The sequence below is a fragment of the Reyranella soli genome, assembly GCF_007992495.1.
GTDB classification, from domain to species: domain Bacteria; phylum Pseudomonadota; class Alphaproteobacteria; order Reyranellales; family Reyranellaceae; genus Reyranella; species Reyranella soli.
This window is the reverse complement of sequence record NZ_BKAJ01000032.1, coordinates 88,973-112,825: the sequence shown is the minus strand read 5'-3', so window position 1 is coordinate 112,825 and position 23,853 is coordinate 88,973. Positions and strand designations below refer to the sequence as shown.

Below are 23,853 nucleotides of genomic sequence, written 5' to 3'. Positions count from 1 at the left end.
CGCACTCACTAGCAAAGATTGGCCCGAACAGAGGGTTGTTCAAGACCACGGCGGGTCGCCGGCGGGGGCTGCCACCGGCGCTGCAAAAGTCAGGCCGGGGCGGCAGCGATGCCTTCCTTGCGCTCACCGTGCACATACAGCGGCTGAGCCCGTCCTTCGATGACTTCGCGATTGATAACGACTTCCTCGACCCCGTCGAGCGACGGCAGGTCGTACATCGTGTCGAGCAGCACCGTCTCCATGATGGAGCGCAGGCCACGCGCGCCGGTCTTGCGCAGGATCGCCTTCTGGGCGACGGCGCGCAGCGCGTCCTCGGAGAACTTGAGCTTCACGCTCTCCATGTCGAACAGCCGCTGGTACTGCTTGAGCAGCGCATTCTTCGGCCGCGTCAGGATCTCGATCAGCGCGCTCTCGTCGAGGTCCTCGAGCGTCGCGACCACCGGGAGGCGGCCGACGAACTCAGGGATCAGGCCGTACTTCAGCAGATCCTCAGGCTCGAGATCGCGCAACACCTCGCCGGTGCGACGGTCTTCCGGCCCGCGCACTTCGGCGCCGAAACCGATCGACGTGCCCTGGCGACGCATCGAGATGATCTTATCGAGACCCGAGAAGGCGCCGCCACAGATGAACAGGATGTTGGTCGTGTCGACCTGCAGGAACTCCTGCTGCGGATGCTTGCGCCCGCCCTGCGGCGGCACGGAGGCGACAGTGCCTTCCATGATTTTGAGCAGCGCCTGCTGCACGCCCTCACCCGACACGTCGCGCGTGATCGACGGGTTGTCGGACTTGCGGCTGATCTTGTCGACCTCGTCGATATAGACGATGCCGCGCTGCGCCCGCTCGACGTTGTAGTCGGCCGACTGCAGCAGCTTCAGGATGATGTTCTCGACGTCCTCGCCGACGTAACCCGCTTCGGTCAGCGTCGTCGCATCGGCCATGGTGAACGGCACGTCGAGCATGCGCGCCAGCGTCTGGGCGAGCAGTGTCTTGCCGCAGCCCGTGGGGCCGATCAGCATGATGTTCGACTTGGCGATCTCGACGTCGTTCGCCTTCCCGCCGTGGCTGAGGCGCTTGTAGTGATTGTGCACCGCAACGGCCAGGATGCGCTTGGCCTGATCCTGGCCAATCACATAGTCGTCGAGGATCTGGCGGATTTCCTTGGGAGACGGCACCCCATCCTTGGACTTGACCAAGGTGGTCTTGCTCTCCTCCCGGATGATATCCATGCAGAGTTCGACGCATTCATCGCAGATGAACACCGTCGGCCCGGCAATGAGCTTTCTGACCTCGTGCTGGCTCTTCCCGCAGAAGCTACAGTACAAGGTGTTGCGGGAGTCGCCCCCGGACTTGGCGGCTGGCATGGCCTTAACGCACCTCCGCTTGGGGAGCCCGCTGACTACGGGCCCGCACGCAAGACTATGTTAAACTCGACCCCCGGACCGCCACAACCTCAAAATATGGTGTACCGAGGGCCAACCAAGAAACAATTGGTCGCGGCTGCTCCCTACGAAGCAGCCGCTTGGATGGTCGGAGTCGGGCGTTTCTCGAGCACGTCGTCGATAAGTCCGAACTCCTTGGCCTCCGGCGGCGAGAAGAACTTGTCCCGCTCCATCGCCCGTTCGATCTCCTCGATCGTCCGGCCCGTGTGGGTAACGTACATCTGGTTCAACCGTGCCCGGGTCGCAAGGATCTCCCGGGCATGGATCTCGATGTCGGTCGCCTGGCCCTGGGCGCCGCCCGATGGCTGGTGGATCATGATGCGCGAGTTGGGCAGCGCGAACCGCTTGCCCTTCTGGCCGGCCATCAGCAGCAGCGAGCCGGCCGACGCCGCCTGGCCGAACACCAGGGTCGAGATCTGTGGGCGGATGTACTGCATGGTGTCGTAGATCGCCATGCCCGACGTCACCACGCCGCCTGGCGAGTTGATGTAGAACGAAATGTCCTTAGTCGGATTGTCGGCTTCCAGATAGAGGAGCTGGGCACAGACCAGGCCGGCGACGTTGTCCTCGATCGGACCGTTCAGGAAGATGATGCGTTCCTTGAGCAGTCTCGACCAGATGTCGTAGCCGCGCTCGCCGCGCGCCGACTGCTCGACGACCATCGGCACATAGTAGTTGTTGTAGATCTCGAGTGGATTGCGGTCGCGACTCATCGCGGGCCCCCATTGTGACTGGCCATAAAAGTGGCAGCGGCGATGGTCCGGTTCAAGACCATCGCTCCACCCTGGATCAATTCGTCGCCCACTATTCCTTCGGCTCGTCCTTCTTCGGCGAGTCCTCGTCCTCGGCCTCTTCGGCCTCGCGAGCCGCTTTCAGCAGTTCCTCGGGCGTAACCGACTTCTCGTTGACCTTGGCCAGCTCGAGGATGAAATCGACGGTCTTCTCCTCGAAGATCGGCGCGCGCAGGCGCTCCTTCAGCTCGGCGTTCTTGCCGTAGAATTCCAGAACCTGTCGCTCCTGGCCGGGATAGCGCATGGCCTCGCGCATCACCGCCTGGTTCAGCTCCTCGGGCGTAACGTCGATCGAGTTGGAACGGCCGACATCGGCCAGCAGCAGGCCCAGGCGAACCCGGCGCTCGGCGATGTCGCGGTAGTCCTTGCGCATCTTTTCTTCATCGTCGTCGACCTTCTGGCCGGACTTCTTGGCTTCCTCGATGCGCTGCCAGATGGCGTTGAACTCGCCCTCGACCAGGCCCTCGGGCACCTCAAACTTATGGGTGTCGGCAAGCTTGTCGAGCAGCTGGCGCTTGATCATCGTGCGCGAGACCTGCGCGTAGTCCTGGCTGATGCGATCGGCCACGGCCTTGCGCATGGCGTCGAGGTTCTCGAAGTTGTTCTTCTTGGCGAGCTCATCGTCGGCCGGCTTGTCGACGAACTCTTGGATCTCCTTGATCGTGCACTTGAAGACGGCGTCCTTGCCGGCGAGCTCGGGCGCGCCGTACTCGGCCGGGAAGGTCACCTTCACGTCGACGGTCTTGCCGACCTCGGCGCCGATCAGCTGATCCTCGAAGCCCGGAATGAACGAGCCCGAGCCAAGCTCCAGCGTGTAGTCCTGTGCGGCGCCGCCAGGAAATTCCGTGCCGTCGACCGAGCCCACGAAGTCGAGCTTGATGGCGTCGCCCTTCTGCGCCGGGCGCGGCGGGTCGACCGGCTTCTGCTCCCGGTTGGCCTTGGCGATGCGGCTGATCGCGTCCTCGACGTCCTTCTCGGGCACGGCAGCCTTGAGGCGCTCGAGCTCTACTTCCGAGAAGTCGAGCTTGCCGATCTCGGGCAGCACTTCGATCACGACCTCGAACTCGACGTCCTTGCCCTCTTCCAGCGTCTTGAGGTCGACGCGCGGCTGCAGCGCAGGCTTCAGACCGCGATCCTCGATCGCCTTGGCCGTGCTCGAATTGACGGCCGCCTCCAGCGCTTCGCCGAACAGGGCCTGGCCATACTGCTTCTTCAGCAGTCCGACCGGCACCTTGCCCTGGCGGAAGCCCGGCATCTGCGCAGTCTTGGCCAGCTCGGCCAGGCGCTCGTCGACCTTGGCCGACAGGTCGCCTGCCGGGACAACGATCTTGAATTGCCGCTTCAGCCCTTCGGCCGAGAGTTCCGTCACTTGCATCGTCTTACCTTCACTTCTGACCCGCCGGCGAGGGCGTTGGAGCAATCGCAGTACGCTGATTTCATTGGACTATTGTCTGAGAGCACGAGCCCAGTGCCACGTCTCCACTATACGCCGGTCTTTGATTGGCTTGTAAGGATGCGAGCGTCTACCTGCACTGGCTGTCGCACGCAAGGGGCGATGATCGTTACGCTAGCATCCGCGAGGTGATGCCTGGGTATCCCTAGCATCTGGTGCGGGCGGAGGGACTTGAACCCCCACGCCTTGCGGCACGAGAACCTAAATCTCGCGTGTCTACCAATTTCACCACGCCCGCTTGGCCGCTGCCCTAGCCCGCGCCGGCCACACGGTCAATTCGCTGCTAGTGCCGCCTGCAGCGCATACGGAATTTGTCCGACCAGATCCTCGGCGATGAGGCCAGGATGGCCAAACCGCAGTGCGCAGTCGCCATGGAGCCAAGCGGCAGCGGCGGCGGCGGCGAACGCTGACAGGCCTTGCGCCAAGAGGCCGGCGGCGATCCCTGCAAGCACGTCCCCCGCTCCTGCCGTGGCGAGGCCGGGCGAAGCATGAACGTTGATGACCGCGCGTCCGTCGGGCGCGGCGATCACGGTGTCGGACCCCTTCAGGAGCACCGTCGCCCCGCTCAGCCTCGCCGCCTGGCGGGCGCGCTCGACCTTCGCGGGGATCGCCACGAGGTCGGGAAAGAGGCGCCGGAATTCGCCTTCATGGGGCGTGAGCAAAGCCTGGCCCTGGACGGCAGCGAACAGCTCAGCCGGCGACCTGGCAAAGACGGTGATGGCATCGGCATCGAGCACGACCGGGCGACGGGTCGCCAGCGCCGCCAACGCGGCGTTGCGCGTGCGCTCGCCGACGCCGGAGCCCGGCCCGACCAGGATCGCGTTGCGCCGCTCATCCTCGAGCAGCCGGGCGAAAGCGTCACCGTCCTTGCACACCGTGACGAGATTGCCCGGTTCGGCCGCTTGATAGACGGCAAGTGCCGCAGGCGGCGTGGCGATGGTGACGAGCCCTGCTCCTGCCCGGCGCGCGCCGAGCGCCGCAAGACGCGCAGCGCCGGTGGCGATTTCGCCCGCCAGGATGGTGGCGTGGCCGCGCGCGTATTTGTGGTCGCCGCGGTCGGTGCGCCGCAGATGCGACTGCCACAACGCCGGTGCGTTCAGCCAAAGACGTGGCGCGATCTCACGCAACACGGTTGGCGTAATGCCGATGTCGGCAACCTCGAGCGCGCCGCAGCGTCGCAATCCCTCGAGCGAATAGTGGCCCGGCTTGGCGCGAAAGAACGTGACCGTCCGCGTCGCCATCGGCGCACGGCCCATGATCTCGCCGCTATCGCCGTGCAGGCCGCTGGGCACATCGACGGCCACGGTCGTGAGCGCTTCGCCGTTGATCCGATCGATGAGGTCGCCGGCGATGCCTTGGATGGGCCGCGTCAGTCCCGCGCCGAACAGCGCGTCGATCACCAGCGGCCGGCCGTCGAGCAGATCGAGCGTCAGCGGCGCCGCCTCGCCAGCCCAAGTAGCGGCCGCCCAGGCTGCATCGCCTTTCAGCGCGCGACGCTCGCCCAACAGGCCCAGCCGCACCGGCCAGCGCCTTGCCTGCAGATGACGCCCCGCCACGAAGCCATCGCCGCCGTTGTTGCCGGGACCGCACAGGACGACGACCGGTTGGCGCGCATGGTGCGCGGTAACGGCATCTGCCACGGCCCGGCCCGCCGCCTCCATCAGGTCGATACCCGGCACGCCGCCCGCGATGGCGGCGGCGTCGGCTCGGCCCATCTCGGCGCATGTCAGGATGACGAGGTCGTCGCGGGGCTTTAGCTCACGCACCGAGGGCTCAACAGCCCAGGTGCGTGAGCACCCGAGCAAACGGGCGTGCGAGCGATTGGGGCGGCCGACCGGACTTGAACCGGCGACATCCAGAATCACAATCTGGCGCTCTAACCACCTGAGCTACGGCCGCCACCGTGGTCGCTCCCGCGAAGCGGCGCCTTCCTACGCTTGCCGGCACAAAGCGTCAAGAAACAGGCGTCGGCGGCAGCAGGCGGTCGATCGACATGACCCATACCTCGCGCGCCTCCTCGATGGACATGCCGCCGAAATCGCGCATCCGCGCCCAGCTCTCGAAGTCGATCAGGCTCTCGATGGCGATCAAGGTCTGCCGGCGCGCGGTTTCGTTCAGGGTCGAGAGCTCGGGGTCGTACATCAGCTCGATGCGCTTGAGGATCGCCTGGCGTATCAGATTGATCCTGGACTTCAGTTCGTTCGAATCGCCCTGGTTGGCGTTCAACGCGCGCCACAACGGCAGCCACTGCTCGCAGATCCAGCTACGCGTCTCGACGTGAGATTTTACGCGGGTGTAGCGATCGCCGGAAAAGTCGCGCGCCACGGCCTGCGCCGTGCCCTGGGTAAAGGCATAGTCCGTGGCCGCCACGCGCAGTGCATGCAGGTCCGGAAACCGCTCGAACACCGAGCGCACCGAATACCCCGCCCGCTCGGCAATCGTTGCAGCCGTCGGGATTTGCGGGCTTTCGCGCAGCAGCGCGAGGTAGGCCTCGATGATCAACTGCTTCGTGCGCGCACTGCGCAAGCGCCGGCCGTCGATCCGGGAAGATTTAGAAGCGATTACGGAGGACAAGGATGTTCAAGTCACAGTTCAGGTCGGGGGCGATTCACAGGAACGGCCAGGATTGATCGTCTGCAAGCCAAAGTCGGCATTCGCACAGTCCGGGTACCGAAACCCGAAAGCTGCAAATTGTGATTGTGGTGCTGCAAATTTTAGCCGTAACTGCAACAAAGCGCCAGAAGTTACCGCTGAGTAACTACAACTAGGCAGGTGTCGGCGGCAACAGCCGGTCGATCGCCTGGCGCCAGGCAAGACACGCCTCCTCGAACGACAAGCCGAAGAATTCCCGCATCCGCGCCCAGCTTTCGACGTCGGTCAGGGCTTCCAGCACGATCAGGACATAGCGACGCTCGGTTTCGGGCAGCGTCGACAGTTCCGGCGCGTACATCAACTCCAGCCGGGCAATGACACGCTGACGCGACAGCACGATCCGCTGCTTGAGCTCGGGCGAATCGCCCTGGTTGACGACCAGCGAACGCCACAGCGGCAGCCAGCGCTCACAGCTCTGGCCGCGCGTCTCGACCTGGGTCCTAATGCGCGTCGCGCGATCGCCGTGGCTATCGCGCGCCGGCGCCAGTGCCGCGACCTGGACCAGGGCGTAGTCGGTCGCCGCGATCTGCAAGGCCCGGATGTCGGGGAAGCGCTCGAACACGGAGCGCACGGAGTAGCCCGCGCGATGGGCGATCTCGGCGGCCGTCGGCACCTGCGGCGAGTTCTCCTGCGCGAGAGCGAGATAGGCCTCGATGATCAACTGCTTGGTTCGCTCGCTGCGCAGACGCCGACCATCGACGCGGGTCGGCCGGGGCGGCGACATATCGGTCCCGCTCATGGCTGGCCGTGCGGCGTCGGCGGAAGGAGGCGATCGATCATCCGCATCCACACCGAACACGCCTCGTCGAACGACAGCCCATGGCTCTCGCGCATGCGGCCCCAACTCTCGAAATCGACCAGCGCCTCAAGCGCGATCAAGAGGTCACGGCGTTCCTGGGCGGGAAGACCCTCGAGCTCCGGCCGATACATCAGCTCCATGCGCTTGACGATCACCTGCCGAATGAAGCGGACGCGCTCGCGCAGCGCGTCGAGCCTGCCCAGGTTGGCGATGACGACGCGCCATACCGGCAGCCAATGCTCACAGGTCTGGGCACGGGTCTCGACATGCGACCGCACGCGGGTTTGCCGGTCGCCATCGATGTTGCGTGCGACGGCCTGCGCCTCGCCCATCGCGAAGGCATGGTCCACAGTGGCAAGGCTTAGTCCCTGCAGGTCGACGAACCGCTCGAAGACCGACCGCGTCGAAATCCCGGCGCGGGCAGCGATTTGGGCGGCCGTCGGAATCTCGGGCCGCTCGCGCAGCAGCTCGATATAGGCCTCCATGATCGACTGCTTGGTCCGCTCGCTGCGCAGGCGCCGGCCGTCCGGGGAAGACGAAGGCGGACCCATGATCGTCCTCAGTTCGACGGCGTCGGCGGCAGCATGCGGTCGACGGCGCGTATCCACACGCCGCACGCTTCCTCGAACGACAGGCCATAGAGCTCGCGCATGCGTGCCCAGCTTTCGATATCGGTGATGGCTTCGAGCGCGATCAGTATGTGCTTGCGGTCGCGCTCCGACAGCGTCGAGAGCTCCGGCCGATACATGATCTCCATGCGCTCGATGGTGCGCTCGCGGGCGATGCGGACCCGCGGCTTCAGCTCTTCGTCCTGGTCGAGGCTGAAGATCAGGACGCGCCACAGCGCTACGCCGCGATCACAGGTGCCGGCGCGGGTCTCGACCTGCGACTTGATCCTGGTCTGCCGATCGCCGTCGATGTTGCGCGGCGGGGCAAGTGCCGCCGCCTGGGCAAGCTGGTAGTCCGCCGCCGCGGCCCTGAGCTTGTTGAGATCGGGAAAGCGCTCGAAGATCGAACGCACCGAATAGCCGGCACGCTCGGCGATGCGGGCCGCCGTCGGCATGGGCGTCACCGGGTTCTCGCGCAGCAGCGCGAGGTAAGCCTCGATGATCAACTGCTTGGTTCGCTCGCTGCGCAGGCGGCGACCGTCGATGCGGGCAGGTCGTGGGGCGGTGGTCGTCGTTGTGGACACGGTCTTCGTCAGGTCATGTGCCTACGGCCGCCGCGACACGGCATTTCGCGTCTCGGCGCCTCGGGCTGCAACAAATATATTAGCAATCGAAATGCAGTAAGTACATGCACACTTTGGGGTAGGCTGCGGTGCAAATTGTAACGATCGTGACGCCGATCAGAACTGAAGAAAGTCGGCTAGCCCATTGTGATTATTTCCTAAAGTGGCGTCCAAGCCGATCGATTGCGCTGTTGAGCGTCTCGTCGTGCTTACAAAAACAAAAGCGCGCCAGGTGGCGTGGGGCATGCTCGGGGGCGTCATAGAAGGCGCTGACCGGCACGGCCGTCACCCCGGCTTCGACCGTGATGTGGCGGCAGAAATCTTCGTCCGTGCCGTTGAAGCCCAACGGCCGGAAATCGGTCGTCACGAAGTAGGTGCCGTGTGCCGGCAGGACATCGAAACCGATATCGGACAGGGCATGGGCGAGATGATCCCGCTTGCGCTGCATGTCGGCGGCGAGGCCTGAAAAATAACTGTCGCCCAGGCGTAACCCGGTTGCCGCCCCCCACTGCAGGTTGGGCGGCGTGGTGAAGGTCATGAACTGATGGGTCTTTGCGATGACCTTCATGAGTTCACGCGCCGCCGTGACGTAGCCCACCTTCCAGCCCGTCAGGCTGAAACTCTTGCCGGCTGAGCCGATGCGCACCGTGCGCTCTCGCATGTCCGTCAGCGTCATGATCGACAGATGCCGACGATCATCGAAGATGATGTGCTCGTAGACTTCGTCGCACACGGCATAAGCGTCGTGCTTGAGGCAGAGCTTGGCGATGAAGTCGAGCTCCTCGCGATCGAACACCTTCGAGCAGGGATTCATCGGCGTGTTGAACAGGATGAGCTTGGTGCGACCGCTGAACGCCGCCGCCAGTTCCTCGCGCGGCAGCCGCCATGTCGGCGGCTCCAGCCGCACCAGCTTCGGGATGCCCCCTGCCCGGCGCACGATCGGCAGGTAAGAGTCGTAGAGCGGCTCGATCAGCACGACCTCGTCGCCCGGCTCGATCAGGCCGAACAGGCAGTCGCCCAGCGCCTCGGTCGCGCCCGAGGTGACCAGCACCTCGCTCTGCCAATCGATGTCGAGGCCCTGGAAGCGCTTGGCGTGCTCGGCCACGGCCTGGCGCAGCTCCGGGATGCCCATCATCGGCGGGTACTGGTTGTGCCCCGTCATCAGATAGTCGGCGGCCGCCACCCTCACCTCTTCCGGCCCCTTGTCGTCGGGGAAGCCCTGTCCGAGGTTGACCGACTGATGCTCGCGGGCCAGGCCCGACATCACCTCGAAGACCGTCGTTCCAAGGCCGGACATCAATGAATTCACGGGTTTCATAAGCGCGCTCGTATGTGACTTATTATTGATCAGTTATATGCCCTGAAATTCGACAATCAGCCCAACGAATAGCCACTCGAGGAGTGCAATTCACGGCCAGCCGTTGTTGATAAGTATGGCATGAACTCTGCTTCCTTGAACTCCAAACGGACTGTCTCGATAGGCAGGCCCGGTGTCTGCGTGCGGGGTGTCCCAGCCAAATGAAGAAGATCGAAGCGATCATCAAGCCCTTCAAGCTCGATGAGGTGAAGGACGCCCTCAATCAGATTGGCCTCAAGGGCATCACGGTGCTCGAGGCCAAGGGCTTCGGCCGCCAGAAAGGCCACACCGAGCTTTACCGCGGCGCCGAGTACGTCGTCGACTTCCTGCCCAAGGTGAAGCTCGAGCTGATCATCGAGGACGAGATGGTCGAAAAGGCGGTCGAGGCGATCCGCAGTTCGGCCCACACCGGCCGCATCGGCGACGGCAAGATCTTCGTCTCGAGCATCGACGACGCAATTCGAATTCGTACTGGCGAGCGTGGAGACGCCGCCGTATGAGACCTAGCCTCTGGGGGCAGAGGCAAAGAGTGACCACAGCAAAGGGAAGCACGACAGATGGACGCCAAACAGGTTCTCGCGCTGATCAAGGAAAAGGACGTCAAATTCGTCGACTTCCGTTTCACCGATCCGCGCGGCAAGTGGCAGCACACCGCGCGTATGGCCTCGGCCACCGATGAAAGCTCCTTCGTCGACGGCGTGATGTTCGACGGCTCATCGATCGCCGGCTGGAAGGCGATCAACGAGTCCGACATGATCCTGATGCCCGATCCGTCGACCGCCGTGCTCGATCCCTTCGCCGCGCAGACCACGCTGATCGTGAACTGCGACGTCGTCGAGCCGTCGACTGGCCAGCTCTATGCCCGCTGCCCGCGTTCGACCGCCAAGCGCGCCGAAGCCTTCCTGAAGTCGGCCGGCATGGGCGACACCGCCGTGTTCGGCCCCGAGCTCGAGTTCTTCGTGTTCGACGACGTGCGCTTCGACGTCTCGATGGGCGGCAGCTTCTACAAGGTCACCTCGAGCGAATCGCCGTGGAACTCCGGCGCCGAGTACGAAGGCGGCAACATGGGCCATCGCCCGGGCGTCAAGGGCGGCTACTTCCCGGTCCAGCCCGTCGATTCGATGAACGACCTGCGCGCCGAGATGATGTCGGTCTGCACTGACATGGGCCTCATCATGGAGATCCATCACCATGAGGTGGCGCCGGCGCAGAACGAGCTTGGTTTTCGCTTCGATACGCTGGTGAAGACCGCCGACAACGTGCAGAAGTACAAGTACACCCTGCACAACGTCGCCCACAGCTACGGCAAGACGCTGACCTTCATGCCGAAGCCGCTGTACGGCGACAACGGCTCGGGCATGCACACCCACCAGTCGATCTGGAAGGACAACAAGCCACTGTTCGCGGGCTCGGGCTATGCCGACCTGTCGGAGACGGCGCTGTACTACATCGGCGGCATCATCAAGCACGCCAAGGCGCTCAATGCCTTCTGCAACGCCAGCACCAACTCCTACAAGCGCGTCATCCCGGGCTTCGAGGCGCCGGTGCTGCTGGCCTACTCCTCGCGCAACCGCTCGGCCTCGTGCCGCATCCCCTACTCGGCCTCGCCGAAGGGCAAGCGCGTGGAAGTCCGCTTCCCCGATCCGTCGGCCAACCCGTACCTCGCCTTCGCGGCGATGCTGATGGCCGGCATCGACGGCATCCAGAACAAGATCCATCCGGGCGACCCGATGGACAAGAACCTGTACGACCTGCCGCCGGAAGAGCTGACCAAGGTTCCGACCGTGGCGGGCTCGCTGCGCGAGGCGCTGAACAGCCTCGACTCCGACCGCTCCTTCCTGACCAAGGGCGGCGTGTTCACCGACGACCAGATCGACGCCTACATGGAGCTCAAGTGGGAAGAGGTCTACAACTGGGAGCACCAGCCGGCGCCGGTCGAGTACAAGATGTACTACTCGATCTGAGCGAGCCTCGGAGATCGATGGAAAGGGGACCTTCGGGTCCCCTTTTCTTTTTGGCCGCTGCTGACACAACGCTGTCAGCAGGATCAGACTATTGGCTTGCTCCCACTCACCAGGAGAGCCGCCATGTCAGACGCTCAAATCCGTCACATCTACGAACAGTGGCACAAGACGCTGATGTCCCAGGACCTCGCCGGCCTGATGGCGCTCTATGCCGAGCATGCCGTGTTCGAGAGTCCCACCGTCCTGGCGCAGTTCCCCGAGCGCGACGACGGCATCCTGCGCGGTCACAGCGAGATCGAAAAACTGTTCGCCCGCAATTTCGCGAACCTGAAGGCGGAGTTCACTGAGCTCTATCGCAGCGGGCTCTTCTTCTCCAACGGCCGCCTCCTCACCTGGGAGTATCCGCGGCTCACGCCCAGCGGCAGCACGCAGGTCGACCTGTTCGAATCGATGGACATCGAGGACGGCCTGATCGTCTATCACCGCGTCTACTGGGGTTGGCAGGGCCTCAAGGCTTTGTTGGCTGTCCGCAACAAATAACTGTCACCCCAAGCGAAGCGAGGGGCCTTTGGGGCCGCAGGAAAGGTCCCTCGCTACGCTCGGGATGACAGCCTTCGCTTTCGATGCGGAGGGCCTGCGAAAGCAGGCCCTTCTTCTTTCCGGGGATGCGTGCGATTTTCCGCTCCCACGGAGGATGACGAGATGAGCTGGATGGACGAGGCGATGAACGATCTGCGGCCCTGGATCGGCCGCGTACGCACCGTCGAGGACGATGTCGGACTGATGTCGGTACGGCGTGCCGCCGGCACCTTCAACGTAGATCCGGCGACGATTGTCCGTGGCACCGAGCTGCCGCCGCACTGGTTCAGCTTCATCGGCGTCGAGACGGTGCTGCAGAGCGAGATCGGGCCGGACGGCCACGCCAAGAAAGGCGTCGTGCTTCCGCCGATCCCGATGCCGCGCCGCATGGGCGCCGGCCGCCGGGTCAAGGTCATGGGCCGGCTGCGCGTCGGCGAGCCCGCCGTGAAGAAAGCGGAGGTCGCCAACATCGTCCCCAAGACCGGCCGCTCGGGCGACATCTTCGTGCTGACCATGCGCCACACCTACGAGCAGGGCGGCAAGACCCTCGCGGTCGACGAAATGGATGCGATCTACCGGCAGGCGGTGCCGGCGGGACAGAAGACCACGGCGACCGTGCCGACCAAGGCGCGCACCGATCACGCCTGGAGTGAGCGCACCGAACTCACGAACACGCTCAACTTCCGCTTCTCGGCGCTGACCTGGAACGCCCATCGCATCCACTACGACGGCGACTACACGCGCAGCGAGGAAGGCTATCCTGCCATCGTCTCCAACGGCGGCCTGTCGATGCACCTGATGGTCGATGCGGCGCTCAAGCATGCCCAGGGCACGCTCGCAACCTACACCACGCGGCTCGTCCATCCGCTGTGGGTCGGTGAGTCCATCGAGGTGCGCGGCGAGCAGCAGAAGGACGGCAAGCTCAGGATCTGGGCGGCCGACAAGAACGGCGTGCTGTGCGGCGAGATGGACCTGGAGTTCACGCAATGAATGGCGGCCCTCTCGATGGCGTGCGCGTCGTCGACCTGACGACGGTCGTGGTCGGGCCGATCTGCACGCGCACGCTGGCCGACTACGGCGCCGACGTGATCAAGGTCGAAGCCCCGGCCGGCGACCTTCTGCGCACCATGGCGCGTGGCAGCCGCAACCCCGGCATGTCGGGCAAGTTCATCAACTTCAACCGCAACAAGCGCTCGATCGTGCTCGACCTCAAGAAGGCCGAGGGGCTTGCTGCGATGAAGCGGCTGATCGCGAACGCCGACGTGTTCGTGAGCAACGTGCGGCCCGAAGGCCTCGCCCGCGCCGGCCTCGACTACAAGAGCCTGGCGCCCAAGCACCCCAAGCTCATTCACTGTTCGATCCTGGCCTTCGGCCGCGGCGGCCGATACTACAACCGCCCCGCCTACGATCCGATCGTGCAGAGCCTGTCAGGTGTCGCCGGCACCCTCGCCCGCGCGACCGGCGAGCCGCGCTTCGTGCCCATGGTGATGAGCGATCACACCAGCGGGCTGATCGCCGCGCAGGCCATCGGCTTCGCCCTCTATCGCCGCGAGAAGACCGGCAAGGGCGAGGCGATCGACGTACCGATGCTGGAGAACATGGCCTCGTTCGTGTCGAGCGAGCACATGGGCGCCATGACCTTCGACCCGCCAGTCGGGCCGAGCGGCGACAACCGCCTGCTGACGCCCGACTACCGGCCATTGCCGACCAAGGACGGCTACATCACCGTCGCACCCAATACCAACCCGCATGCCTTCGGTTTCTTCGACGCCATCGGCCGGCCCGAGCTCAAGACCGACCCGCGCTTCGATAGCCCCGGCAGCCGCACCGCCAACTCCGCCGCCTACTTCGAGGTCCGCAAGGCGGGCCTCGCGCAGAAGACCACGAATGAGTGGCTGAAAATCTTCGATGAGCTCGACATCCCGGCGGCCCGTTACAACTCGATCGACGACCTGCTGACCGATCCACATCTCACCGACGTGGGCTTCTTCAGCGCCGAGGACCATCCCACCGAAGGCAAGATCCGCCGCACCAAACCTGCCAACACCTTCTCCGGCGGAGATCGCTCCAAGCTCACCCACGCGCCCAGGCTCGGCGAGCACACGAGCGAGGTGCTGTCGGAAGCGGGCTATTCGAACGCCGAGATCGAGACGATGAAAGCAGCCGGCGCCGTGCGTTGACTCTTGCCGGACCGCGGGCCTCCTGGCCCGCTCATGATCATGAGGCGAGCGAGGACCCGCGCGGTCCGGAAGACGAAGACTATGAGCGGGCCTGGAGGCCCGCGGTCCGGCAAGACTAGACCGGCTTCTCGCCCTCGATCAGCACGCGCTGCGTCACCCGCGGCTCGCCCATCGGGTAGTCGATCATCACCCGGTGCATGGTGGCGCGGTTGTCCCAGATCACGATATCGCCCGCCGCCCAGACATGCCCGAAATGGTGCCGCGGCTTGCGCGCCTCGTCGGCCAGTTCGTCGAGCAGCGCGTCGCTCTCGGCGCGCTCCAGCCCGACGATGCGGTCGAGCCGGTTGGGATTGAGATAGAGCGCCTTGCGGCCAGTCTCCGGGTGAGTGCGCACCAGAGGATGCTCGACGTCGGGCGTCTCGGCGATCTCCTGCGGCGTGCGCGCCGACGGCCGGTTGCGGGCGCGCGGCGTGTCGTAGCCGTGGATGGCCCGCATGCCGTCGATGCGCCGGCGAAGCTCTCCGGGCAGCGCCTCGTAGACCGAGTGCATGTTGCAGAACCAGGTCGAGCCGCCGCGGCTCGGGATCTCGATGCCGTGCAGCAACGTCGCCTTGGCAGGGACCGCGAAGTACGAATCGTCGGTATGCCAGTCCTCGGCACGGAGCGCCGTTTTGTCGGTCGTGCCGTCGGCCATCAGGGTCGACACCATGACCGACACTTCCGGTACATCGCCACTGCGCTTGTAGCGCAGTAGCTGGGTCCTGGGTGTGCCGAACGCCCGCGCGAAGGCCAGCGTCTCGCTGGGCGCCATACGCTCGCCCGGCACCACGACCAGCAGGTACTCGGCCAGCGTGCGGTTCAGGAAAGCTGTGACTTCGGGCTCGCCGGCGCGGCTGCGATCGAGACCCTCGATGCGCGCGCCGAGCGGCCCCTTGCAAGAAACGACTTCAGGCATGCTGCGAACCCTAGCGCGACGAAGCTCGAAAGACCATTTCGCGCAGCCAGCGCCGCACACTCTGAACCTGCGCCTTCGCCCTCTGCCAAGCCGGCAGGGCTCGCACGAAGGCGTAGAGCCGGTCGCGCCAGTCGAACAGCCGAGTCTCGGCCTTGAGGTACCAGGCCATCCGCACCAGGGTCGGCCGCAGCACCATGTAGAGCCGCGCCACCAAGGCCGTGGCCAGCATCTTGCCGATGACAATACTCAACAGCGACAGACCGTAGCGATGATGCAGGGCAAACCAGACAGCGGAAAGTTTGATCGGAATCACCAGCAGTGAAGGCGCAGCGAAGGCCAGCAGAGCGCCCCACGGCGGCAGGCGCCGTAACCAAGCTTCGATCGCCGCAACGGGCGGCCACTTGGCGATCGCCGCCATGGCGAGCCCAAGGTAGCGCAGCAGCGTCTCCTCGATGAAGACGATCGCCGCTGCAATGGGCACGAACAGCAGTTCGAGGGCGTATTTGAGATGGCGTTTCACGGTAGTGACAACTAAAGCTGCAATCCTGGCATTTGAGTGACCACCACCATGCTCCTCCGCCGCACTCTTGCCCAGCTCATGGCTGCGGCCACGCTGCTACCGTCCGGCCTATTTGCCCAGGCCCGGCGTCCGCTGACGCGCATCGCCTTCGGCTCATGCGCCGAGCAGGCCGATTCGCAGCCCGTCTGGGACGCCATTCTCGCCTACAAACCCGAGCTTTTCATCTTCGCCGGCGACAACGTCTACGGCGATTTCAACACCGCCGACGCCGGCCCTCTGCGCAAGGCCTACGCCACGGCCGACGCCATCGCGGGCTACAACAAGCTGCGCGACAGCGTCAGCCATCTCGCGATCTGGGACGACCACGACTATGGCCTGAACGACGGCGGCGGCGACTTCCCTTACAAGGCAGTGTCGAAGGATCTCTTCCTGGACTTCTGGAAGGCGCCGGCAACCGACGTCCGGCGCACCCGCGAAGGCCTCTACGATGCGCAGATCATCGGCCCGCCGGGTATGCGCGTGCAGATCATTCTGCTCGACATGCGCTGGTTCCGCTCGCCGCTCAAGATCACCGACCAGCGCGGCGCGCCGGGCAAGGAACGCTACCTGCCCGACCCCGATCAGGCGAAGACCATGTTGGGCGAGACGCAATGGGCGTGGCTTGCCGCGGAGCTGCGCAAGCCCGCCGAGCTTCGCCTGCTGGTGTCGAGCATCCAGGTGCTGGCGGAAGGCCATGGCTGGGAGCGCTGGGGCAACTTCCCGCTCGAGCTCCAGAAACTGATCGATACCATTCGAGACTCGCGTGCCAAAGGCGTCGTGCTGCTGTCGGGCGATCGCCACATCGGCGCGCTTTATCGCGAAGCACCGGCCGACATGCCGCCGCTCTACGAAGTGACGTCGAGCGGCATCAACAAGGCGTTCTCGGCCGCGAAAGAGCCCGGAACCAATCGCCTCGGCGCGCTCTATGCGGCGCCGAACTTTGGCATCGTCGACATCGATTGGTGGGCGCGTCACGTCACGCTGGCGCTGCGCGATGAGGGCGGCACGACGCAGCGCTCCGTCGTCATCACGTTCGATGAACTGCAGATTGCCAAGTAATTGCCCTGATTGAACCCAGGGATGGCGAACGAAGCGCAGTCGTAACTTGAGCAAGGCCGGCGATTGATTGATCGGCTGATCTTCAGCTCATAGGACGTGCATGACCCATGTGAAGGGACTCGCTTTCGTATCGCTTTTCGCCTCGGCTCTTTCTGCACAACCGGTGCTCTCCCAGGATCGCAACAGCGACCAGCCTCCGCCGACCAATCGCGGCACCAATACCGACGCCCCTCCTTCCAATCCGCAGAATGGTCCGGCTGCGAAGCCACCGCGCCAGCGCACCAATGGCGATCAACAGCAGGGCGGGTCATCTCACCGGCGCAAGCACCACGGCGATCCATCGCGGGCCCAGAGCAGCAACGGCACGACAAACAGCGGCAAGCGTCAAGGCCCGCCGCCGGGCGGCCAGCTGCCTCAGGGTGGCGGCGATCAGTATGGCGGCTTTGGTGGCAACGCGCCGCGCAACTAGACTAGCTCAGCGCTCTTCCGGACCGCCGGCCTCCGGCCGGCTCATGCTCCTGATGCCGGCCAGAGGCCGGCGGTCCGGAAGACGAAGAGTATGAGCGGACCTGGACCTGCCTGCGCGAAGCCGAAACGGCTTCGCTTCGGCGAAGGCAGGGGTCCACGCTCCGGCAAGAACAGGGCCGCACAATGGGCGGCCCTGCGATCGGCGAGCCCTACTCCGGCTTGACGCCGGCGGCCCGCACGGCGGGCACCCACTTGTCGATCGAGGCCTTGAGCTGCGCGCCCAGCGCCTCGGGCGTCGTTTCCTTGCCCTCGGGCAGGTCGACGGCGAGCTCGGTCAGCCGCACCTTGACCTTGTCGTCGGAGAGCGTCGTCACCAGCGCCTGGTTGAGCTTGGCGACGACGTCCTTGGGCGTGCCCTTGGGCGCGAAGAAGCCGTTCCAGATCGTGACCTCGTACCCCTTCAGGCCGGCTTCATCGATGGTCGGCACGTCGGGCAACTGCGACAGGCGCTTGGTCGTCGACACGCCCAGCGCCTTGATGTTCCCGCTCTTGATCTGCGGCAGCACGTTCACGGCCTGGTCGACCATGTAGTCGAACTGGCCGGACACGAGATCGTTCAGCGCCGGGCCGGTTCCCTTGTACGGGATCTCGAGCACGTCGACCTTCATCATGCTGTTCAGCATCAGGCCGCCGAGATGCGAGGCGGCGCCGATGCCGGCCATGCCGTACTGCACTTTCTTCTCATTGGCCTTCACGTAGGCCTGGAATTCCGGGAAGGTCTCGGCCGGCAGGTCCTTCTTGGTGACCAGCACCATGGGATTGGTGCCGCCGAGCCCGACCGGCTCGAAGTCCTTCTGGCTGTCGTAGGGCAGCGACTTGTAGAGCGCGATGTTGACGGCGAGCGTGCCCATGTGGGTGAAGGCGATCGTGTAGCCGTCGGGGGTCGCACGGGCGACCTTGGCGACGCCGATCGTGCCGCCGGCGCCGCCGACATTCTCCACGATCAGCTGCTGGCCCAGCGCTTCGCCCATGCGCTGGCACAGGATACGGGCCAGCGCATCGGTCGGGCCGCCGGCCGCGAACGGCACAACCACCGTGATGGGCTTGCTCGGATAGGCCTGGGCCATCGAAGCAACGGGCATGGCCGCAAGCCCGCTCGCCGCGGTCGCGGCCAGCAGAGTGCGTCTTTTCATCGAAAACTCCCTGAAGCGATCAACCTCAGGGCGAGCTACACCGTCTTCACAAGCTCCGCAATGGCCGCCCCGACGGTCTTAGTGTCGCCATTGCCGCCCAGGTCCCGCGTCCGGGGGCCGCCTTCGACCAGGGAGGCCGCAATCGCCCGCTCGATGGCCTCGGCCGCCTCGGGGTAGCCGAGATGTCGCACCATCATGGCGCCCGACCAGATCTGGCCGATCGGGTTGGCGATCCACTTGCCGGCGATGTCCGGCGCCGAGCCATGCACCGGCTCGAACATTGAGGGGAACTTGCGCTCGGGGTTGATGTTGCCCGAGGGCGCCACGCCGATCGAGCCGGTGAGCGCAGGGCCCAGATCCGACAGGATGTCGCCGAACAGGTTGGAACCGACCACGACATCGAACCAGTCGGGATTGCGCACGAAGTGCGCGGTGAGAATATCGATGTGATACTGGTCGGCCTTGATGTCGGGATAGTTCTTCTTCATTTCGGCGAAGCGCTCGTCCCAGAACGGCATCGTATGGATGATGCCGTTGGACTTGGTGGCCGACGTCACGTGCTTCTTCTTGGTCTTGCTGGCGAACTCGAAGGCGAACTTCAGCACGCGGTCGACGCCTTTACGCGTGAAGATCGCCTCCTGGATGGCGAACTCCATGTCGGTGCCCTGGAACATGCGGCCACCGATCTGGCTGTACTCGCCCTCGGTGTTCTCGCGCACCACCCAGAAATCGATCTCGCCCGGCTTGCGGTTGGCGAGCGGCGACGGCACGCCCTCGAACAGGCGGACGGGGCGCAGGTTCACGTACTCGTCGAAGTCGCGGCGGATCGGGATCAACAGACCCCACAGCGAAACGTGGTCGGGCACGCCCGGCCAGCCGACCGCACCGAGGAAGATGCTCTCGAAAGCCTTGAGCTGCTCCATGCCGTCGTCCGGCATCATCTTGCCGGTCTGCAGCAAGCGATCGCACGACCAGTCGAAGTCGGTGAACTCGAGCTGGAAGTTGAAGCGCCGCGCCGCGGCTTCGAGCACGCGCACGCCCTCGGGCAGAACCTCTTTGCCGATTCCGTCTCCCGGAATGAGTGCGATCTTATGCTTGGCCATGCTTTCCTCCTGCGACGCCGAACGACGTATACTGGACGGGTGTTTTGGAGCAAGCCCAAGGGGCAGCAATGACCTACGACCTCAAGATCACGGGCGGCACGATCGTCGACGGTTCTGGCAAGCCCGGCTTCACTGGTGACGTCGGCGTCAAGGACGGCAAGGTTGTGGCGCTGGGCAAGGCCGAGGGGCCGGGCACTACGACCATCGACGCCAAGGGCAAAGTGGTCTCGCCAGGCTTCGTCGACGTGCACACGCACTACGACGCCCAGATCCTGTGGGACCGCATGCTCAGCATCTCGCCGTGGCATGGCGTGACCACCACGGTGATCGGCAACTGCGGCTTCGGTGTTGCGCCGACCAAGGCGATCCATCGCAAGCTCATCATGCAGACGCTCGAGAAGGTCGAGGGCATGAGCCTCGAAGCGCTTGAGGCCGGCCTCGGCATGAGCTGGCCGTTCGAGACTTTCCCGCAGTATCTCGACGCGCTGGAGAAGCGCGGCTCGGCGATCAATGTCGCCGCTCTGTTCGGCCACACGCCGTTGCGCCTCTATATCATGGGCGAGGAATCGACCGAACGCGCCGCCACGGCCGACGAGATCGGCGCCATGAAGAAGCTGGTGCGCGAGGCGATGGACGCCGGCGCCATCGGCTTCGGCACCTCGGTGTCGGTGAGCCACAACGGCTATGCCGGCAAGCCGGTGCCCAGCCGCCAGGCCACCGTGGAAGAGATGGACGCGCTGGTCTCCGTCATGGGCGAGCTCAAGCGCGGCCTGATGCAGATCACCATCGGCCGCGACTTCTCCACGCGCCACATGGCCGAGGTCAGCCGCAAGTACAACGTGCCGGTGACGTGGACCGCCCTGCTCTCCTACCTCTACGGACCGGGTGGCCATCGCAAGCAGCTCGACCTCGCCGCCGAGCAGAGGAAAGCAGGCGCGCTGGTGATCCCGCAGGTGAGCTGCCGGCCGCTCAACTTCGAGTTCACCTTCGCCGAGCCGTTTATCTTCGACGTCATGAAGTTCATGAACGAGCTCGCCGTCGAGGACGCGAAGTCGCCCGGCACGCGCCGCCGCGCCTATGCCGATCCGGCGTGGCGCGAGAAGCTGCGCTCCGAGGTGACGCCGCTGTTCCGGAACTGGTGGGACCGGGTGATCATCGCCTGGGCGCCGTCGGCGCGCGAGCTCGAGGAGCAGCCGCTTGCCGATGCGGCGCGCAAGCTCGGCAAGGATCCCGTCGATCTCGCGCTCGAGCTGGCGCTTGCCAACGACTTGCAGGCGCGCTTCCGCATGGCCGTGATGAACTTCGACGAGAAGGAAGTGGCCGAGCTCATCACCGATCCCAACACGATCATCGCGCTGTCCGATGCCGGCGCCCACGCCAGCCAGCTCTGCGACGCCTGCTATTCGACGTACCTGCTCGGGCATTGGGTACGCGAGAAGAAGACGTTTACGGTCGAGCAGGCGGTGCACAATCTCACGCAGCGGCCGGCCGAGATGTTCGGCATCACCGATCGCGGCCTTTTGGCCGAAGGCCGCCCGGCCGATGTCGTGGTGTTCGATCCCAAGACAGTCGGGCCGGGGCCGCTCAAGCGCGTCTACGATCTGCCGGCCGGCGCCGATCGACTGGTGTCGGAGGCGAGCGGCATCGATGCCGTCATCGTCAACGGCAAGCTGATCCGTCGCGACGGCAAGGATGCGGTCGCGGCCAATGACAGGTTGCCCGGCCGCCTGCTACGTCACGGGCGTGCCGCTTAGAATTCAGGAGGAGACATCATGATCCACGTCGTCGCCATCATCACCGCGAAGCCCGGCAAGCGGGACGAAATCCTCAAGAACTTCAAGGCCAACGTGCCGGCAGTGCATGCCGAAAAGGGCTGCATCGAGTACGGCGCCACGGTCGACACCGACGGCGGCCCGTTCGCCAAGTTCGGTCCTGATACTTTCGTCGTCATCGAAAAGTGGGAGTCGATGGACGACCTCAAGGCCCATGGCGCTTCGGCGCACATGAAAGCCTACGGCGAAAAGAACAAGGACCTCGTGGCCAACCGCGCCGTCCACGTCCTGCAGAACGCTTGATAGCTGGGAGCGCGGGCCTCTGGCTCGCCTCATGGTTCGTGAGCGGGCCAGAGGCCCGTGCTCCTGTTAAGTGCGCAAAATGCCCTTCAGGTGGATGTCGAGCATGCCCTTGACCAGCAGCTCGCGATCCGACCACGGGAACTCGGGCTTCAGGATGAAGGCCGAGACCAGGCCGTGCAGGCCCATCCAGCAGAGCTCACCGCACGTGTCCGGCGGGTAATTGAGCTTGGTGCCCGACGCCTCGAGCTCGGTCAGGATGCCCACCAGGCGCTTGAAGACCAGCGCGCCGCCCACTCCGGGCTTCGTCGGATCGTCGGTCGCGGCCTTGTGGCCGACCTTGCGGATGGCCTCCGGGATGTTGGCGCCCAGGAATACCAGGCGGTACTCGTCGGGATGGCTGAGGCCGAACTGGACGTACGCCTCGCCAAACCGCCGCACCCGCTCCAGCGGATCGGCCACCGTCCGCTCGATCTCGCCGACCGCCTCTATCAGATGCGCAAAGGTCTGATCGCAAAGCGCCAGCATCAGCGCTTCCTTGTCCTTGAAATAGAGATACAGCGCTGGCGCTGAAATGCCGACACGATCGGCGATTCGCCGGATCGTGGTCGAGTCATACCCCTGCTCCAGGAACAGATCCTTGGCGGCCTGGAGGATCTCCTCCCGGCGAGTATGGCCCTCGCCGCGGCGCTTGCGGCCGGCCGGCAACACTGTCGCAAACCCTGTCAAAAACGATCTCCTTCCACTTGACTCTTATCTGAACGCCGATAACTTATCAATGTTCAGTTAACGCCGTTCAGGTGGTCTTCTGAACATTGTAAACCTTGGAAGGACGGTTAGCCATGCGTGTTCCGTACGCCCAGCTCCTCGGTAAGGTTCCCTTCAAGGCGGTCGCGATCGTCCTAGGAGCCGGAGCCGCCGCCGCTGCCGGGTTCGCCGCCCTTTCCTGGACCGCCAATGCCTCCCGTCCGGTCGCCACCAACGAGCCGGTGGTTCGTCCGGCGCGGGTCGTGGAAATCGCCTACCAACGCCGCAGCCAGTCGCTGGTGCTGGCGGGTACCATCGTGCCCCGCATCGAAAGCACCTTGGGCTTCCGCGTCGCCGGCAAGATCGTCACCCGCGCCGTCGATGTCGGCGGCACGGTCAAGCCCGGCGACCTGATCGCCCAGCTCGATCCCGCCGACTATCGCCTGGCCGTCGACAATGCCCGCGCTGCCCTCGCCTCGGCCGATGCCGACTATGCGCGCGCCAAGGCCGATCACGAGCGCTATCTCAACCTGCGCGGCACAGCGGTGTTCACGGCGCAGACGATGGAGCAGCGCCAGTCGCTCGCTGCCACGGCCCAGGCCCGCGTCGAACAAGCCAGAAGCCAGCTCTCCTCGGCCGAGAACAATCTCGCCTATACCGAGCTACGCGCCGATACGGAGGGCGTGGTCACCGCCGTGCAGGCCGAGGTCGGCCAGGTGATGGCGCAGGGTCAGGGCGTCGTGCGCGTGGCGCGCACTGATGAACTCGAGATCGTGGTCGGCGTGCCCGAGCACCGCCTGAAGACCGTACGTGAGGCGCGCGCCGCGAGCTTCGAACTGTGGTCCGACCCGGGCCGGCGCTACACCGTGCGCTTGCGCGAGCTTTCGCCCAGCGCCGATCCGATGACGCGGACCTATCCGGCGCGTTTCAGCGTGATCGAACAGCCGCCCTTCATCGGGCTCGGCATGACCGCGACGCTCGCCTTCGAGCGGCCGGATGCGCAGACCGTTGCCGAGGTCCCCCTGTCGGCGATCTTCCAACGCGGCACGCAGCCGGCCGTATGGGTTGTCGACAAGGAGAACGGCACCGTCACATTACGCAACGTCACCATCGCGCGCTGGCGCGACGAGACGGCCGCCATCGCCTCGGGCGTCAAGGATGGCGAGCTGATCGCCACCGCCGGCGTCCACAAGCTCGAGACCGGCCAGAGGGTGAAGCCCATGCAGCCGCAGCAGCAAGCCGCGCGCTGACG

24 protein-coding genes and 2 tRNA genes are annotated in these 23,853 nt (G+C 65.0%); 10 read left to right on the top strand and 16 right to left on the bottom strand.

The window, feature by feature from the left end:
- Nucleotides 1-89: 89 nt before the first annotated feature.
- The 11 genes from clpX to RSO01_RS09910 all read right to left on the bottom strand — a co-directional run bounded on the left by clpX (nucleotide 90) and on the right by RSO01_RS09910 (nucleotide 9,683).
- Nucleotides 90-1,361: an ATP-dependent Clp protease ATP-binding subunit ClpX gene (gene clpX / locus RSO01_RS09960; RefSeq protein WP_147148738.1), complete on the bottom strand. Its 1,272-nt coding sequence runs from the start codon at nucleotides 1,359-1,361 to the stop codon at nucleotides 90-92.
- Nucleotides 1,362-1,504: 143 nt separating this feature from the next.
- On the bottom strand, nucleotides 1,505-2,152 hold the full coding sequence (locus RSO01_RS09955) for an ATP-dependent Clp protease proteolytic subunit (RefSeq protein WP_147148736.1): 648 nt from the start codon (nucleotides 2,150-2,152) through the stop codon (nucleotides 1,505-1,507).
- A 91-nt stretch (nucleotides 2,153-2,243) separates the two neighbouring features.
- Nucleotides 2,244-3,605: a trigger factor gene (tig, locus tag RSO01_RS09950; RefSeq protein WP_147148734.1), complete on the bottom strand. Its 1,362-nt coding sequence runs from the start codon at nucleotides 3,603-3,605 to the stop codon at nucleotides 2,244-2,246.
- A gap of 231 nt (nucleotides 3,606-3,836) precedes the next feature.
- Nucleotides 3,837-3,921, bottom strand: a tRNA-Leu gene (locus tag RSO01_RS09945).
- Nucleotides 3,922-3,955: 34 nt separating this feature from the next.
- Nucleotides 3,956-5,449 carry an NAD(P)H-hydrate dehydratase gene (locus tag RSO01_RS09940; RefSeq protein WP_308933086.1) on the bottom strand — a complete coding sequence of 498 codons (1,494 nt, stop codon included), beginning with the start codon at nucleotides 5,447-5,449 and terminating at the stop codon, nucleotides 3,956-3,958.
- A 56-nt stretch (nucleotides 5,450-5,505) separates the two neighbouring features.
- Nucleotides 5,506-5,582 (bottom strand) — tRNA-His (locus tag RSO01_RS09935).
- A gap of 54 nt (nucleotides 5,583-5,636) precedes the next feature.
- Nucleotides 5,637-6,209, bottom strand: coding sequence for a TetR/AcrR family transcriptional regulator (locus tag RSO01_RS09930; protein ID WP_147148732.1), 573 nt, complete (start codon nucleotides 6,207-6,209; stop codon nucleotides 5,637-5,639).
- A gap of 238 nt (nucleotides 6,210-6,447) precedes the next feature.
- Nucleotides 6,448-7,074, bottom strand: a complete 627-nt coding sequence (locus RSO01_RS09925; protein ID WP_147148730.1) for a TetR/AcrR family transcriptional regulator — start codon at nucleotides 7,072-7,074, stop codon at nucleotides 6,448-6,450.
- Complete coding sequence (locus RSO01_RS09920; RefSeq protein WP_147148729.1) at nucleotides 7,071-7,685, bottom strand: TetR/AcrR family transcriptional regulator; 615 nt, start codon at nucleotides 7,683-7,685, stop codon at nucleotides 7,071-7,073. Before RSO01_RS09920 ends, RSO01_RS09925 begins: the two co-directional genes overlap by 4 nt.
- An 8-nt stretch (nucleotides 7,686-7,693) precedes the next feature.
- Complete coding sequence (locus RSO01_RS09915) at nucleotides 7,694-8,326, bottom strand: TetR/AcrR family transcriptional regulator (RefSeq protein ID WP_147148727.1); 633 nt, start codon at nucleotides 8,324-8,326, stop codon at nucleotides 7,694-7,696.
- A 190-nt stretch (nucleotides 8,327-8,516) separates the two neighbouring features.
- Complete coding sequence (locus RSO01_RS09910) at nucleotides 8,517-9,683, bottom strand: aminotransferase (RefSeq protein WP_147148725.1); 1,167 nt, start codon at nucleotides 9,681-9,683, stop codon at nucleotides 8,517-8,519.
- Nucleotides 9,684-9,883: 200 nt separating this feature from the next.
- Between RSO01_RS09910 and RSO01_RS09905 the strand changes: the two genes are divergently transcribed.
- The 5 genes from RSO01_RS09905 (at nucleotide 9,884) to RSO01_RS09885 (ending at nucleotide 14,445) form a co-directional block, all read left to right on the top strand.
- Complete coding sequence (locus RSO01_RS09905) at nucleotides 9,884-10,222, top strand: P-II family nitrogen regulator (protein WP_092828392.1); 339 nt, start codon at nucleotides 9,884-9,886, stop codon at nucleotides 10,220-10,222.
- A 57-nt stretch (nucleotides 10,223-10,279) separates the two neighbouring features.
- Nucleotides 10,280-11,686 carry a type I glutamate--ammonia ligase gene (gene glnA / locus RSO01_RS09900; protein WP_147148723.1) on the top strand — a complete coding sequence of 469 codons (1,407 nt, stop codon included), beginning with the start codon at nucleotides 10,280-10,282 and terminating at the stop codon, nucleotides 11,684-11,686.
- A 123-nt stretch (nucleotides 11,687-11,809) separates the two neighbouring features.
- Entirely contained in the window at nucleotides 11,810-12,226 is a 417-nt protein-coding gene (locus tag RSO01_RS09895; protein ID WP_147148721.1) for a nuclear transport factor 2 family protein, read from the top strand.
- A 162-nt stretch (nucleotides 12,227-12,388) separates the two neighbouring features.
- Nucleotides 12,389-13,255, top strand: coding sequence for an HTD2 family dehydratase (locus RSO01_RS09890; RefSeq protein WP_147148718.1), 867 nt, complete (start codon nucleotides 12,389-12,391; stop codon nucleotides 13,253-13,255).
- Nucleotides 13,252-14,445, top strand: coding sequence for a CaiB/BaiF CoA transferase family protein (locus RSO01_RS09885; protein ID WP_147148716.1), 1,194 nt, complete (start codon nucleotides 13,252-13,254; stop codon nucleotides 14,443-14,445). The genes RSO01_RS09890 and RSO01_RS09885 overlap by 4 nt, the downstream gene beginning before the upstream one ends.
- A gap of 115 nt (nucleotides 14,446-14,560) precedes the next feature.
- Here RSO01_RS09885 and RSO01_RS09880 read toward each other — a convergent pair whose 3' ends face one another.
- Together RSO01_RS09880 and RSO01_RS09875 are read right to left on the bottom strand one after the other, a co-directional pair.
- Nucleotides 14,561-15,400, bottom strand: coding sequence for a TauD/TfdA dioxygenase family protein (locus tag RSO01_RS09880; protein WP_147148715.1), 840 nt, complete (start codon nucleotides 15,398-15,400; stop codon nucleotides 14,561-14,563).
- 10 nt (nucleotides 15,401-15,410) lie between these two features.
- Nucleotides 15,411-15,920, bottom strand: a complete 510-nt coding sequence (locus RSO01_RS09875; RefSeq protein ID WP_147148713.1) for a hypothetical protein — start codon at nucleotides 15,918-15,920, stop codon at nucleotides 15,411-15,413.
- A gap of 48 nt (nucleotides 15,921-15,968) precedes the next feature.
- On the opposite strand from RSO01_RS09875, the gene RSO01_RS09870 reads away from it, so the two are divergent.
- On the top strand, nucleotides 15,969-17,018 hold the full coding sequence (locus RSO01_RS09870; RefSeq protein ID WP_147148711.1) for an alkaline phosphatase D family protein: 1,050 nt from the start codon (nucleotides 15,969-15,971) through the stop codon (nucleotides 17,016-17,018).
- A gap of 100 nt (nucleotides 17,019-17,118) precedes the next feature.
- Nucleotides 17,119-17,487 carry a hypothetical protein gene (locus tag RSO01_RS09865; protein ID WP_147148709.1) on the top strand — a complete coding sequence of 123 codons (369 nt, stop codon included), beginning with the start codon at nucleotides 17,119-17,121 and terminating at the stop codon, nucleotides 17,485-17,487.
- Between the two features lie 208 nt (nucleotides 17,488-17,695).
- On the opposite strand, the gene RSO01_RS09860 is transcribed toward RSO01_RS09865, so the two are convergent.
- Together RSO01_RS09860 and RSO01_RS09855 are read right to left on the bottom strand one after the other, a co-directional pair.
- Nucleotides 17,696-18,679, bottom strand: coding sequence for a tripartite tricarboxylate transporter substrate-binding protein (locus RSO01_RS09860; protein ID WP_147148707.1), 984 nt, complete (start codon nucleotides 18,677-18,679; stop codon nucleotides 17,696-17,698).
- Between the two features lie 35 nt (nucleotides 18,680-18,714).
- Nucleotides 18,715-19,782 carry a tartrate dehydrogenase gene (locus RSO01_RS09855; protein WP_147148705.1) on the bottom strand — a complete coding sequence of 356 codons (1,068 nt, stop codon included), beginning with the start codon at nucleotides 19,780-19,782 and terminating at the stop codon, nucleotides 18,715-18,717.
- Nucleotides 19,783-19,850: 68 nt separating this feature from the next.
- Between RSO01_RS09855 and RSO01_RS09850 the strand changes: the two genes are divergently transcribed.
- Complete coding sequence (locus tag RSO01_RS09850; protein WP_147148703.1) at nucleotides 19,851-21,536, top strand: N-acyl-D-amino-acid deacylase family protein; 1,686 nt, start codon at nucleotides 19,851-19,853, stop codon at nucleotides 21,534-21,536.
- A gap of 18 nt (nucleotides 21,537-21,554) precedes the next feature.
- Nucleotides 21,555-21,857 (top strand): putative quinol monooxygenase, encoded by a 303-nt coding sequence (locus tag RSO01_RS09845; protein WP_147148700.1) that lies wholly within the window; start codon nucleotides 21,555-21,557, stop codon nucleotides 21,855-21,857.
- A 66-nt stretch (nucleotides 21,858-21,923) separates the two neighbouring features.
- Here RSO01_RS09845 and RSO01_RS09840 read toward each other — a convergent pair whose 3' ends face one another.
- Nucleotides 21,924-22,583 (bottom strand): TetR/AcrR family transcriptional regulator, encoded by a 660-nt coding sequence (locus RSO01_RS09840; protein ID WP_147148697.1) that lies wholly within the window; start codon nucleotides 22,581-22,583, stop codon nucleotides 21,924-21,926.
- 113 nt (nucleotides 22,584-22,696) lie between these two features.
- On the opposite strand from RSO01_RS09840, the gene RSO01_RS09835 reads away from it, so the two are divergent.
- On the top strand, nucleotides 22,697-23,851 hold the full coding sequence (locus tag RSO01_RS09835; RefSeq protein WP_147148695.1) for an efflux RND transporter periplasmic adaptor subunit: 1,155 nt from the start codon (nucleotides 22,697-22,699) through the stop codon (nucleotides 23,849-23,851).
- The last annotated feature ends 2 nt before the right edge of the window (nucleotides 23,852-23,853 follow it).